General features: G+C 39.4%; 14 protein-coding genes. All 14 read right to left on the reverse strand.

Features of this window, described 5'->3' with window-relative positions; translation table 11 throughout:
* Positions 1 to 21 precede the first annotated feature (21 nt).
* The 14 genes from ACE3MQ_RS09145 to ACE3MQ_RS09210 all read right to left on the reverse strand — a co-directional run bounded on the left by ACE3MQ_RS09145 (position 22) and on the right by ACE3MQ_RS09210 (position 14,185).
* Positions 22 to 732, reverse strand: coding sequence for a hypothetical protein (locus ACE3MQ_RS09145; RefSeq protein WP_379392298.1), 711 nt, complete (start codon positions 730 to 732; stop codon positions 22 to 24).
* Positions 733 to 884: 152 nt separating this feature from the next.
* Positions 885 to 1,808, reverse strand: coding sequence for a LamG domain-containing protein (locus ACE3MQ_RS09150; RefSeq protein WP_379392299.1), 924 nt, complete (start codon positions 1,806 to 1,808; stop codon positions 885 to 887).
* A gap of 66 nt (positions 1,809 to 1,874) precedes the next feature.
* A complete protein-coding gene (locus ACE3MQ_RS09155; RefSeq protein WP_379392300.1) occupies positions 1,875 to 4,109 on the reverse strand; it encodes a hypothetical protein in 2,235 nt (744 codons plus the stop codon).
* Positions 4,110 to 4,112: 3 nt separating this feature from the next.
* The gene (locus tag ACE3MQ_RS09160) at positions 4,113 to 4,796 is read right to left on the reverse strand and encodes a hypothetical protein (protein WP_379392301.1); all 684 of its coding nucleotides are present in this window, start codon (positions 4,794 to 4,796) and stop codon (positions 4,113 to 4,115) included.
* A gap of 4 nt (positions 4,797 to 4,800) precedes the next feature.
* Positions 4,801 to 5,373, reverse strand: coding sequence for a hypothetical protein (locus tag ACE3MQ_RS09165; RefSeq protein ID WP_379392302.1), 573 nt, complete (start codon positions 5,371 to 5,373; stop codon positions 4,801 to 4,803).
* Positions 5,374 to 5,387: 14 nt separating this feature from the next.
* Complete coding sequence (locus ACE3MQ_RS09170; RefSeq protein WP_379392303.1) at positions 5,388 to 5,741, reverse strand: hypothetical protein; 354 nt, start codon at positions 5,739 to 5,741, stop codon at positions 5,388 to 5,390.
* A 26-nt stretch (positions 5,742 to 5,767) separates the two neighbouring features.
* A complete protein-coding gene (locus ACE3MQ_RS09175) occupies positions 5,768 to 6,382 on the reverse strand; it encodes a hypothetical protein (protein ID WP_379392304.1) in 615 nt (204 codons plus the stop codon).
* Between the two features lie 94 nt (positions 6,383 to 6,476).
* A complete protein-coding gene (locus tag ACE3MQ_RS09180; protein WP_379392305.1) occupies positions 6,477 to 7,019 on the reverse strand; it encodes a hypothetical protein in 543 nt (180 codons plus the stop codon).
* Between the two features lie 20 nt (positions 7,020 to 7,039).
* Entirely contained in the window at positions 7,040 to 8,194 is a 1,155-nt protein-coding gene (locus tag ACE3MQ_RS09185; RefSeq protein WP_379392306.1) for a hypothetical protein, read from the reverse strand.
* A 19-nt stretch (positions 8,195 to 8,213) separates the two neighbouring features.
* Positions 8,214 to 8,849, reverse strand: a complete 636-nt coding sequence (locus tag ACE3MQ_RS09190; RefSeq protein ID WP_379392307.1) for a hypothetical protein — start codon at positions 8,847 to 8,849, stop codon at positions 8,214 to 8,216.
* A 10-nt stretch (positions 8,850 to 8,859) separates the two neighbouring features.
* Positions 8,860 to 9,498, reverse strand: coding sequence for a hypothetical protein (locus tag ACE3MQ_RS09195; RefSeq protein WP_379392308.1), 639 nt, complete (start codon positions 9,496 to 9,498; stop codon positions 8,860 to 8,862).
* A gap of 13 nt (positions 9,499 to 9,511) precedes the next feature.
* Positions 9,512 to 10,144, reverse strand: coding sequence for a phage tail domain-containing protein (locus ACE3MQ_RS09200; protein WP_379392309.1), 633 nt, complete (start codon positions 10,142 to 10,144; stop codon positions 9,512 to 9,514).
* 44 nt (positions 10,145 to 10,188) lie between these two features.
* A complete protein-coding gene (locus ACE3MQ_RS09205) occupies positions 10,189 to 10,680 on the reverse strand; it encodes a PAAR domain-containing protein (RefSeq protein WP_379392310.1) in 492 nt (163 codons plus the stop codon).
* A gap of 73 nt (positions 10,681 to 10,753) precedes the next feature.
* Positions 10,754 to 14,185 carry a phage tail spike protein gene (locus tag ACE3MQ_RS09210; RefSeq protein WP_379392311.1) on the reverse strand — a complete coding sequence of 1,144 codons (3,432 nt, stop codon included), beginning with the start codon at positions 14,183 to 14,185 and terminating at the stop codon, positions 10,754 to 10,756.
* Between the last annotated feature and the right edge of the window lie 65 nt (positions 14,186 to 14,250).

Here is a 14,250-nt window from a genome sequence, read left to right on the forward strand (position 1 = left end):
TAAAACAATCATTTTATTTTTCTATTTAATAGATATACTTTTTATTTGTGTTTTTAATGGCTCAATCTTCTGTTTAAAAATTTTACCAGTATCAAGTGACTCATTTTCATTAACAGAATAACTCGATTTATTTATCATAGAGCTCAAATCGATCGCTGTTCCTATATCAATGCCATAGTTAAAAAAATTATCTTCTGAAACGTTTTCTAAATGTACTATTTCATTACTGTTTTTAATAGAGAATAATTTTTTTTCATTCATGCCCCATAATAGAAATTTATTATCATAAATTATTTCCATCATGCCCATAAAGACTATGCCAACATAACCATCCCCATTGTTTTTAGAAACGTTAATTCGATACATCAAAAAGTATTCATCATTTTGAAATTCGTATTTATTTGTCACTCCAGCATACCATGTAGTTTCATTGATCCTTTCGTCAAGAATTGCCCAAGTTGTTCCATCATTACTTCCTTCAAAGGTCCACGTTTGAGGTGATCTACGCACTGTATCGGATGGTAGTATAGTATATTGATTAATTTTTTGTTTTTTAGTAAATGTATATTGTAGCCAACCAGTGTTTTGACCGACTTTTGTCAACCATTGTATCCCTTTTGTTGAAAAGGCTTGCCAAGCGGGATAAGAAGAGTAGTTACTGCTGGCACTAGCAACTCCGCTTGGTGCGTTGTTTGAAGTCATATCTGGTATTAAAGTATCGCTATACCTCAATTCATATTCCCCCCATTGAAAAGTGAAGTCTTTTTTCAGATACAATTTGATTTATTATTTTCTCCAAAAATCTATGTCATGTTCCCGAAACTCCCAATTTCGTTTTTCAATTACATATTTAATACTCTCGATTTTTGATGGTTATATTAATTTTAGTTTCTGTATTCCAATACAATCTTATCTACCCTTCGCTCACTCAAATCAACTGTATGCTCGAATGTTTTTCCTGAGCCTAGTGTAGTAGCTGTATCTACAATGTTTGTCATTTTATTTAAAATTGGAAATTCAATTGGTAAATTCATACCAAAATCAATAAAACGTTGCTCGTCTGCCGATGCTGTTGATGGTAGATTAATTAATCCATTGTTTAGTGAGTATATTTTATTGTTTGATGAAAGCAATGCGTTTTTGGGAATTGGGTCAATGACTTCATTGTATATCTCAAGTTCATCTAGATAACCATTGAAAAATCTCGGCGTGGTATCATCTACGAGTTTCCCAAGAGTTAAGTTGTAACTCCCTATAGTATCATTAGGATAGACAGATTCTGATGTTAGTCTCGGCTCTACCATATTGTCAATGTATAATTTTACACCGCCAATATTTGTGGTTCCATCCCAAGTAAATAAAACATCATGCCACTCATCTCCAAATGGAAAGGGAGTTTTTAAATTTAACCCCCATGCATTTGCTTTTTTTATACAGGAAAAAAACACTAATCCTCCATCCATAGTAATCCAGCATCGTATTCCAAAATGATTTGTCTGACTGTAAGCATTGGCTAATATTTCATAATTATTTTTAGTTGGAATAGACAAACACTTAACTTTAAATCTTATAGATACTGGTCCCGTAGGAATAACCTTTTGATTGAACAGCACATAACTATTTGTTCCATTAAACTTAAGACTATTTCCCTCTCCATTCCATCCTAAGCTTCTTTCTATTCCTGAAGTCTTTCCTAGAGTATCGCCTTTTAAATCAATTACGTCTCCACTCAATCCATCCATTTTATACCAGGCAACCCCATGCCTATCCATTAGTTTCTTAGTATATAAAGGATTATGTAAAATCATATTTCACCATCCCATCTTTTAAAATTGGTATTTTAAACACAAAAAGAAGTAGTCAAATTTAATTAACTACTTCACATTAATACTATTGATTTCTATGAACTTTTTTAAATTGATCTTTTCTTTAAACAACTTTCCATTGCCCAAAGATTGTCCTGATGGAGTGTTATCATCTATTGGAATTGTGAATGTCGTTGGATGGCGATCTAATATAGATAAGTCAGGCATTCCTTCTTTTATAAAAGTGTCTTTGGAGGGCGATGTTGTCGAGATGGTTTGCCAATCTGAATTGTATTTTTTATATTCATTTTTTAATTTTATAAAAGACTTATATTGAAGCGGAAATGTAATTACAATTACTGGACGAAAACCTACATTTGCTATTGAACTAGAAGTTCCTGCGCCCCAGTATGTTAAGGAGCTTCTACCTCGAATTACTCTTTGTGCCGAATTTGTTGGACTACTTGTTGTTGTCCATATGTTGACTCCGCCGTTCCAATTCCATACATTATTATCTCCTGCTGTAATAGTATCGTTTAGATTCGAATTTGCAATATATTTATCCCATTCGTTATCATTATCACTGGATGAGATACCGCCAGATAATAAGCGCATCAATATTTGAGGGTTTTCAGTTAAGGATTCCTCATAAGGTGAAAACTCCTTTGGCGGCGCATACCTAAAAGGAGAAGCACCAAAATTATAGGTAGCCTCAGTTCCCCACTTAGATGCATAGAAAGGATACCATTCTACTCCTGCTTCAATATTTTTTTCCTCAGACAAAACTCCATTTACATAAAAACTAATCTTATTGTCGTCTAAATTAACAGCTACGCCAACAATATTATTTAATGTATTATTGATTAGTAAGTGACATTTATTAACTGACGCAAGAAATTGATTTACATTGTCTCCATTTTGGGAATTTGAAATTACTGATTCCCTATCCATAATCCCAATAAAAGTTCTAGCCCCAGATTGTCTTGTATCATAACTTGTTGCAACTGCTTCATAATACCACTTTCCTTTTGTAACTCCCATATTCACACGGGTAGCAACATAACCACCAGTTGTTACATTAGAATCCTTTAACGTTAAACCCAATGACTTTATCTGTTTATTTGCACCGCCATCTTCGCCAAAAACAATTTTAGGTAAAGTATTTCCATTAACTACACCTGTATTGTTCAATGAATCCCAAGAAACACTATGCTGAATATTGCGATCTGCTATTAATTTCTTTTGTCCGTTCCAATCTTCCACCATAAGGAAGTAAAAATCTCCATTTGGAGTCGCAGTACTTTCAACTGGAATGGAGTCAGATGTTTCTTGTCCTAAACCGCTAAATACTCCAACTTGACCAGAGTTTGCTTGGTAATGGCAGCGTATTCGCTTCCCAACATCCAGGTCTTTAATATAAGTAACTTCATCTGGATGGAATAAGCGACCATTAGAGTCAATGTCAATAGCATCTATGCCTACATAATCTGTGTCTGTTGCTTCGATTGTAATATTATGAATTTCATCGTTTAAATTAGTCTTCTCAAATACAAGTATTTGAACATTATTTTCATTTGTAGCGACAGTTCCTTTCTCTGAGTAGTTCTCAATAACTCCATCAATTGTAATCTTTACTTGCTGAGATCGATTTAATACCTTAGAATCAATCAATCTAATTTTTGTACCTTTAAATGTAAAGCTAAATTTACTGCCCAAAGTATTGCTCGCTTTCAGAGAACCACCATAATAAGCGAATAGATTTTCAGTATAAGTATCCCAAGAACCTTCATATTTTATAGCAGGATCGGTATCATCATATCTTTTCCACCCAATTTCGGGCTGTTGAAGTTTATCTCCTACAGAAAACGGGGCTGCCATAATTGCTCCATTTTCATCAATATCAATAGCATCAAGTGTAAGCGAAGTAGCACTTGATGGGGTGTCTCCAGCCTTAATAATACATGTATGTTCTCCATTTTCTAAATCCAGTTTTTCGAAAGTCAAACACTGTTGAATGCTTGTCGTAGTATAATCTGAAAAAGTATAATGGACTCCATCAATTATGATAGTATTGTTATTAAATCTATTGTTAAATGGTTTAGTTATAAGTCTCAATCTAGTTCCCGTAAATTTAAACTTGATACTGTTACCCCTTGATAATGAAGATATATGCCCACCAGAAGTTCCACTTTCCTCCCATCCACCCATTACACCAGAGATTGTGAAGTTGTTAGAATCTGTTGTTATCTCTATTCTCCTCCAGCCACTTTCTGGTGATGTTAATGGTTTCCCAACTGTAGCCATATATTACACCTCCTTATACTCAAATACGGGGCGGAATCCTCGAATTGAATCATTTATACTACTTGGAGAGAAAGACACCGTTGCTGTTTCACTGTGGGTATCTATTAATCCCCTCATTATTCTGTAAGTGTTATTCGCAGTTCCTGCACCTAGATTTGAAGTTAATCCATTAACTGGGGTCTCTTGGCACCAAGTATATGGAGAGGCGCTACTTCTTCTTATGTGAAATATATCATCTAAGGATTTCCCGCTTTGAATTTTCTTAGAGGGAAAATTTACGATGTAATTATCCCATTCATTGTTTAAAGGCCATGCTCCATATCCTCTATCAGATAATGACATATTTCCAAATTCATCAGCGTAAGCAACTCCACCTGTTAAAGACCTTCTTAAGCCTTGAGTAGTTCCATATATCGTTACAGCACCCTCAATACTCCTGTCTGAATTCAAAGTATCCCAAGATATACTATGTCTAGTGACACGATCAGAAACTAATAGACCCTTATCCACTTTTACAAAATAATAAAAGCCCATTCCATCAGAATTCCCTGTGACAGGAATTTCTGACAAACCATTAGTGCCTAATCTATGTCCATGCGTAGAATCATTGCTAACCGCAACATAATCACCAATCTTCATCTCTTCAATTGTTGTGCATAATTTACCCGTTGTAGCTGGGACAGCCATTAGATCACCCTCCCGAAACTCTAACTTTATTTATTTTATTAAAAGTATTTCTTGTTATTAATTTTGTGTATATTGAATCACTGGATGACAAAGTATCCATCTCATATTCATAGTTCCTTTTTAACTCCAAAACACCCTTATCACTATTTACAAATTCATTGCTATACTTTCCCACAACCGTAAAATCATCAATCGTAACAATTTCATCTGACATGGTGGATTTAATTTCAATTCTAACTTTTGCAAAATTGTTTTTAGGACTCTTAATTGTGCCATCTATATAATCGATTTCTTCCCAACTACTCCACACAGATCTGTCTTCGGAGGAAGATGTAAATATTTTATAGGTTGCACCATTAACTAATTCAGACGTTTTACTAATTCTTTTGAATGCCGTAATTTTGTCTTTTATGCTTATTGCTTCAGACTCCCAGTGACCAGATTCTGCATAGATGGCATTACCTTTATCAGAAATCTTCATAACTTTTAATTGCAAAAATCCATCTACATATTCCGTATCAACAAATGTACCCTTGCTTAAATCGAGCGGTAATCCAACCTCATGTGTCACAGCCATATTTACACCTGCTTTTAAATAGAGTTAAAGAATTCATCAAAAAATGTACCATTAATATCCTGAATTTCTAAGCCATCCGACAAACGGAAAACAATACAATTATATTTTACATCTTTGTGATTACCACCAAGATATACGTCAACAGGGAACTGGTTATACTCTAATTCACTCGCTATTACCTCAATGAGTTCAGATTTATTTAGTGTATACTCTGTTTCATATGTACCTGTTGGAATAGTCACTGTATAGATATTGCTGCTGGATTCGATATTCAGAGTGTTGTTTGAGGATGTGACTTCCACAGTTCCGCCAATGTCTTTATTTCCCCAAACTCTGTTATAGGTATCAACGTAAAAATCTTCTAGCATTTATGCACAATCCTTTCTAAACATATTTATGGTGTCCAATTAATAATTCCAGCCATGTTCGCTTTTAGCGGTGCTTCAATTTCACTTGCCACTAAGCCATTCATACGAACAATTAATTTCCCGCTCAAATCTTGACTCGAAGATATTTTAATTTGTAAATATGCTGGCTGATCGAGTGGTAAATGCAATATCGTTTGAAAGTGGATATCCACACCTGCCAACTCCATTGCTTTTTTATATCCAATAGCATGTGCCGTGATGTTGCTATGCAGGCGACCGCTGGAATTTTGCTTAGAAAAGATATTTGCGTCGGCAACCGCTTCTTTAAATTGGATAATATCATTGTATAAAAAGGTTCTTCCTGTTAATGGGTAGTCAACACCATTGGCAGTATAAGAAATCATGATTCGATCGCGATTAACGTTAAATATTCCATTCGCTACATCAAAATAGATTTGATTCCCGCAACCGATTAATCCAAACCTGATAAGTCTTTCTTTGTCTATGTCATAAAAACTATTCGTTTTTCTATTTTCCAGATCATATTCTGTTAAGTATGAACCATCAAAATACTCCGCCAACCAAATATATTTTTGGGATTGAACTGGAGATTTTACAAAGTGACTATTGCCTAAAATCATATTTAAGATTCCCCCATTGTATTGTGGTATTTAAAGAAATAAAAAAAGAGACAGGATTAACCCATCTCTTTACCTAAATTTATTATTTTTACTTTTAAACGTAACGATATGAGATGCGCAGCTTAAACTGTTGCTGTCCACTTCTTGCATCAAGTGGAACTTCAGCTTGCACACTGACAGTTACATAGTTGCCTGCTGCATCTACAGGGCTTCCATTATTTCTAACGCCTAAAATCTCTTTTGCTCCAGGAACGATGGGCGTTGGATAGCTCGCACCAGTATTATCTTTAGTGGTTTCTCCAGTGGTGCCAATAGGTTTTGAATAGTCTTTACCAATCCGGCTGGATTCATCATTTATATCTGTTTCATCAAGAGTGTCCACTTGTGCGTGAAACCAGTTATTTTTCACCACTTCCACTTCATTTCCCTGAGTGCTGCCATCACCACCAGTCATATCTCTTGTGGTAATCGTGCAATCCTCCATTGTAGATACATCGGTTGTGCCGCCTCTATTATTCCAAATGTTAAAAGTGTGTACGGGTGAAAGATCTCCAGCATCAATAACACCAAAGTTATAAGGTACATCAACGGGTTTGGCGTGTGTTGCGTCTAACCAAGTAATAACTGGAACTGACATTCTACATTTCTCCTTTAGCTCTAAATTTTTATGCGCATTGTAATTGTTGCGTTATTTATGCCAATGCCTAGATTGGTTACGTTTATCCGAAAAAAGTCTCCAGGCTCAACTTCATTACTAGTCAAGACTATACCCTTGTCGTCCATATGAGAGTCCGACTCGAAGCGCATTCGGCGCGAAGTGATCTCTGTCCAATTTATTAAGTTTCGAGACTTTTCGATAGATAGCTCAGTTCTTGTTTCTCCTGCTGAAATACAAAAGCCATCCACCGCCACAATTTCACCCTTAAAAGGAAAAGGGGTGAATGGCAGGTCTTGAATACCTTGTGCCAAATCAGCTAGGCAAAAGACGATGATTCGATCTTTTAACTCAACAGGAAATGATTTTAACTTCAAATGTTCTGCAACAGACATGAGTCCGTCTTTATGCTCAGTAACCACCTGAAGGTTTGATCCAAAGATATCTATCAACACCCAATGGTTTCCATCAAACCGATATCGTTTGCCATCTCGTGTGGTCTGAACAACCCAGCCAACAGAAGGGTGGGGGTAAGTAGTGTAAATATCCTGCTCACGATCAACGGGCTCTTTCCAAACCAACCTAGTTGTCTCATAAGCATCTAAAGCCAAGTCCCTTGCGAGATCCGCTTCTTGGGCGGCACGATTGGCGTTATCCGTAGCCTTCTGGGACTCATCAATCACAATCCTTGTTTCGGAAATTAAATCCTCAACGCGCTTAATTAGTGAAGTGTTTTCTTTTATTTTTATTTCTATTTCTTCTATGTAATCTTGCAATGTGATAACCACATCTGGGTTTCTTCTAACCAGGGCATAGATGCGCGAGGCTGGATACATGATCAATCCACGCCCTTTATATCTGCATAAGACGATTGTTCCTTCGTGTTTCGGGTGAAATTGAATGATTCCGATGGAGTAGTGAACAAGAAATTCATTCTCTTTCAGTTCTTTTCTTCGTTCATATATTTCCTGATCAATTTCTACCATGCCAGAAATCTGAACCCTATCTCGTAATGAGGGAATCTCGAAAAGAGTAATTATCCCATTAACTACAGGCAAGGAATCTGATCGATCCTTGTATGGATCATCATCCGTACCTTTTCTGAAAATGATGGTTAATGGGTCATTGTATTGTAGCTGTGTTACTAAATCTGGCAATATTCCACCTCCTCTCTAATCACAGCAATGTATATTGGTATCTAAATTTGATATCAGCATAGCCGTTTACACGAAGCACATTTTTCCCAGGAGGAAAGTTTAGATAGTTATCATTGAAATCTTTATATCTATAAGTAACTGCTAATGTAGTTTCAATGTCTTGATTTTCATTATCTACATAAACAGTTTCACCATCGAGAAGACCAGTGAATTTAAATTCCTCATTGCTGTGAGTGATATTTTGAATACTGAAATCACCATTTCCTAGTTTAGTAATCCAAATTTCTGGCTTGCAATTTAAATCACCTTTATTGTCAAAAACAAGCACAGGTTCGAAGAAAAAAGTGATTTTTTTAAATTTCGGTTTAATGCTATAAGAATTAGACTTCATAATGACTCGATACATAATGTATGTTCCATGTAACGGCGTATCTTCGTCAATTTCAGGAATTTGCCCCCCATTGGTGCAAGCTCGCCATTCCGTCCAGTTGACACCGTCAAAGCTTAGTCGAGTCTGTACTACAATTTGACTGCCATCAGGCGTTGGACTTTCCCAAGAAACTTTGCTTAAGGCTCCATCTGCTTGCAACGGAATTAAAATAGAAGGGGAGGTGTACATGCCTTGTAGATTTAAAAGAGATATCCATCTAGCCATAAATCATCACCTACTCTATTTTCCCGAATGGTCTGTACAGTGCTGCAACGCCAGATTCTTGCCATTTAGCTATTTTATAGCCATGCCAGACAGCGTTTTTATCATAAGTTGTTGCACCATCAACCAGACTCCATGCTGGCTCAATATCACCTGACTCACCAGCTTGAATACAAACGTAGAAGCGGCCGTTATCAATTGTCGGTAGAGCAATGTCGTTTACTTGATAAAGGTGGTTTGCATTCCAGGTATTCGCCCCTCTAGTATCTTGCACTTGCCCTTGGTCAGAAACGGGGAAGATGGGTTCGATTAAGCCAGAATATCCACTTTGAATACAAGTGTAATAATGGCCGTTATCATTTTTCGGAACGGTATGCGAGCCATTGGCATAATACTTTAACTTCTCCCAAATAGGAGCTGCTATTCCAGTCCGAATATTTACCCAGCCGATGTGTCCACCAATCGACAACTGATTAGCATACAATATATGTTTTGCAGGCCAGTCACCGGATAGGGGAGGGGAGTCGGCATAATCAGCAGAGATATCATCGAGTGTTTGAAAATTTTGAGCTATTGCATCTATGCTTGAGCCAATCTCATCATTTGCCCAATCGGGCTTCACTAAGCCTAATTTAGTAGTGGTAGTTGCCATCTTAACTCCTTTCTCATGTTAGCAGCTGATCCAGCTCAGTCCACTTCATGGCGTATGAAAAGTCACTCCATTTTGTTCGTTGAGGATTGAGAATCAGTCTGCCGTCGGTATCGGAAATCAATGATAGTTTCTCTCCTTGAGAGAAATTCGTTATGGTATTCATATGATTGCTTTTATCCCATTTGTACAACTGCGATGTTCGTGTTGGAGCATATGCATAGGGACTATCGCATCGGAAAGTAAGATTTAAGTAGCCCTGTGACAGACCATTGTGAACCAAGGTAGGATCGTCAATTACAAGTGCATAATAAATGCGCTCAGGATCTCTTCCAATGTCGTTGGTAAAATAAAGCTCTTGGTAGTAGTCGTGCTCGGTTAGCCATCTGGTTACTTCACGTAGCTTCTGAGAATCCCAATGATTCTTGAAGGCGAATGAAACGTTAAACCTTAATGGATCTTTCACGGTTCCTTGTAAATAGGGCTGATCTCTTCCTTTGATGGAAACCTCATGGATTTCACGACTTGCCGCCAAAGGTTCTTCTGACATCCCGCCGCCGCTTAGGTTGACATTTAATATGTCGAACTCTGCGGACACTCTGCCAGCGTATGAAAAATATAACGAATCCCGAATTGTGATTTTGAACACCTCCTTTCCTAGTCTGAAATATTTGGTTTTGAAATATTTTATTCTTAACTGCTGAATTTCATTTTATCGCTGCCTGTTTTGATGGTGGTTATCGTCCCTAAGCAGGTTTCAACGGTTGAGCCGATTAGGGCGATGGACTTGCCATTCAGTTTTCCTCTGGTGCTGCCTGAAATGATTTTGCCTTGGCCACTGCCAGAAGTCCCAGGTTGTATGTTTCGAATTTCTGTACCACTACTATTGGACGGTACAGGGGGGGCAGCCACCCAAGTCTCAATTGTCGTATCTCCTACGACAGCGACACTAGCTCCGCCAATCTTCATCTTGGAAGATGCAACTATATAGCCCGTTATTTTGGCAGCCCTACTATCCCTTCCAGTTTGCCTCCAATCATAATCGTCATCCCAGTTTGTACAATAACCATCGTCATCTCTGGATGTACATGTTTCTCCCACTTTAATATAGCTCCAAATCTCATAGGTCACATACCCCTCAACAGTCGTTTCATATGTCGATCCGTTTACAGCCACTCCGGGCATTTTAAATCACCTCACAAAACAATTAGAGTAAGAAAAAAGCCATCAATAAGATGACTATTTGAAGATGAAACTATCATCCTGTGAATACATACTCAGTTCCAGAAAAACTGATAGTGCCAGCAGCTTCTATTTTAATACTATGAGCCTTAATCGTAATATGGCCTTGGCCATCCGATTGAATCGTAATGCCGTTGTCGGCCAGATCAATGCTTCTTTCGATCGCCGAACCGCTGGAATGATAGGAAGTTTTTAATCCGCCGTCATATTTGTCGATCAGCGATTTTCCGCCAGAAGTATCATTTCCATCCCCGATGCCCATACGAATGAATGGAGTAGCATTAGGCCTGGTGTCGTTAAGTCCGATGACCATTTTATCCTTCTCCTCCATGTCATAAGTCATGACCGGCCAATTCGTTACTTCTGTTGTCATTTGTCCGCTTTGCGAGGCATCAATCCAATAGAGCAGTCTGCCGTCCGGGAGCGACTTGTGCACGGCGGAACCAGGTTTAATGTTACCTCTTATGAACTTTTGCGTATGGCCGTCAATCCGAATATAATCCATTGCTCTTTCTCGGATCTCACCGGTCAAGGTAGTCATTCGGGATGCCGTCAGATCGGTGACGAATCCGTCCATCGCAGTTACGATGTTGGCCGATAGCAGATCCGTGTCAATGGCGCCAGCGCCTACAATATCCCAGTTGTTCATGAAAATCTTCTTTTGTTCGCTATCGATCAAAAGTTTGTTGTGTCTATCAGTAACGATTAATTTCTTGAATTTTGCCGTGCCGTCCATGGCTATGCTAGCAATGGCATCGTTAAACTGTTCCGCTCCAAACCAAAGTCCATGATCAGGATACATCTTGATAACCCCGCCAAGCGCATCACGCAATACGAGGGAGGAGCCTTCAATATGACCATCTTTGAATAGTGAGTTTTTTATTTCAGCGTTATTAGCGAATAAAGAGTCCAGCCAGCAATTGCCGCGCATGTCTACACGAAAAGGGGCGTACTCCCATATGCTTGCGCCTACGCTTATCCCATTGCGGTCGGCGATGAACACTCGCTCATCTTCACCAACCCGCAGATTGCCAATCATATATAAATCCCCGTCCGTGGAGGTATAGAGTGTTTTTTGGAAAGAACCATTACGATTTCGTTCCAGTACAAGGCCCTCATCTGCAGTAATATTCACCCGGTTCAGAATTGTTGTGTTGTTGCAGTCCGTTGGAGAGGCATAACGATTCACGAAAATGCCGAACTTATCCGGGGATTCGGAGAGTAAGCCAAGTTTGAGAACTTCCCTGCCGCAGCGGTCATCGATCATGAGACGAGAGCCTTCAATCGTAAAAACTCCTGTCGTATCGCCGATGACGACCCGTTGCCCGAGGATGATTTTACCAAGCACCATTTCCGCAATCACGCCGTCGGGGGAGATGGCCGTTTCATACTTCAAACCACCAGAACGCGTCAAGCCCAATACGCCATGGGTTGCGCGCAGAAATCTCAGAGGATCATTAGGGTCGATGATCGTAATGCCTTTACGGTCGATCACAACGTGTTCATTGGAGGCCATATTGATATCATTGGTGACCTTGTTCCAAAAATTCTCGAACAACTGCGACATTTCGGACACATCGACGATAGCTTTGCCCCATTTATGCTTGCTGGCGTCGACGATGATATTCGTATTGGTCGAGTTCTGGATGAATTTCTCCATATCCTTGCTGTCATCGCTGACGTCTTTAATGTTGGATAGGGTAAGGCTGATTTCTTGTCCTTCATAGTCGTAGCTGATACTTACAATCCGAGCCGTGACATACGTATCCGTAGGTTCATACTTAATATTTACAAAATCGCCGAGCACCAGCTTGTGCCAATTACGCTGTTCGCCTACGATTTCAAGAAAGTTCACGATATCGATATCGATCGAAAGCTGAGGCTGCTGCAGCTCTCGTAGTTTTCCCTGAGCCGCCTCATAAAGGTCATGCTCGTCGACGTACACATCGTCACTGAACTCCCGCTCTATGACGAACTCGTTCAACTCCTGAAGCTGAGCAGGGGTGAAGTTGTTGTCGGCTGCTAAAACAACCTGAAGGGCATCGATCTGATTTTGGATATCGGTGATTTGAGCCAACTTATTATTGATTTCAATTTCCTTTAGCCGCAGCTGATTTTCCTTGTGATCCAGGCTGTATCTCTCCACGATGTCCTGCTCGTTGCCTGAGCCGTTCCATTCATCGAGGCTAATATTGGCTACTTGAATGAATACCCCCGTGTTGCCCCCTTGGAGCGCAACTTGAATTGAGGCGATGTCCTTCACTTTGCCAAGCATAGCCCATTGTCCAGATGGCAGGCTCCGAAGCTGCCCATTTAGGTAGACAGATAAACCTGATGTGTTGTCGGCTTTGATCAAAATGGCATAGGCATAAGTGCTGTTTACTTCAAAAGTGTGCGAGGAACTTCCGCTATGCACATATTTTTCGAAAAACATTTTTCCATCAAACTGCTGGCTTAGCATTGTGCCTGTTATGACTTTCTCGTTGTTCTTGAGCCTATTATGGTCAATGTCTAATTGAGTCAGCTCATCTTCATATACTTGCCGCTGCTTAATGTAGCCTTCAATCAAGCCTGTCTTCGATTTCACAAGCTCTTCGTAGTCGAGCAGGGCGTGACAGAGGGAGTCGCTCATATGGAATGAAGAAGAGAGGACCGTTTGCTGGTCATTTCTTCTAAATGGGTATACAAAGTAGCTAAAGTTCTCAATGTATCCCTGACCCGTAGGATTGACGTGATGGATCGTTAAATCGTCTTTGCCTTTGGCCGTAAGCCTGGTCACCATTTGGTCAGCCGTGGTTTGTTTATTCATGCTTTTGAGATACTTGCCGAAGCTGAACGTCAGGCCCCGATTGAGGCCGAACAATTCCGGCTTTTTGAAGCTTACTGTTTTTGCGTCCGTATTAAACTCGACGATGGCATTATATTTGTCGGCAATCGAATAAATAGCGTCCAGAACCGTACTCGACTGGAACTCGAAAGCGCGGTAGGCCAGGTCGAAATCGGCATCGATATAGTCGATATCCCATACGGTATTAGCCAGCATATCCGTCAGCACCTGCCGGCAATAGTAGGCTTCGACGCTATAGCTCTTGATCATCTTGTCTGTCAGCATGTGATAGGTAGAATAACACTTTACCGTCATGCTTTCTTGGTCGTTCTCCGAAGCTTGGGAAAGACTGACCACGATAAACCAGTCGATTTTTCGGCCGCGAACCACTTTAATTAAATATCTCTCGCGGATGAGCTCGGCATATTTATTTTTGATCAGCTTATGATGAATATCGATTTGCAAAGGGATGGTGAATTCTAGTTCTCCTACCTGGTTTAGCGGCTCCTGGATGGAATCATTATAAATATGTTTCAGCTTGCCAATGATTTCCCGGTTTGGTTTGCAGAGAAAATACTGCGGTTGTATCGGCTTTAAGTTGTAATCGATCTCTCCGAGCACGTGGATATTACCTCCTAAATCGCAAAAAGCAGAGCGGGCCTTCGGATGGGAAAGCGGCTCTGCCA

This window comes from Paenibacillus lentus, from assembly GCF_042714055.1.
In the GTDB taxonomy this organism is placed as follows: domain Bacteria; phylum Bacillota; class Bacilli; order Paenibacillales; family Paenibacillaceae; genus Fontibacillus; species Fontibacillus lentus_A.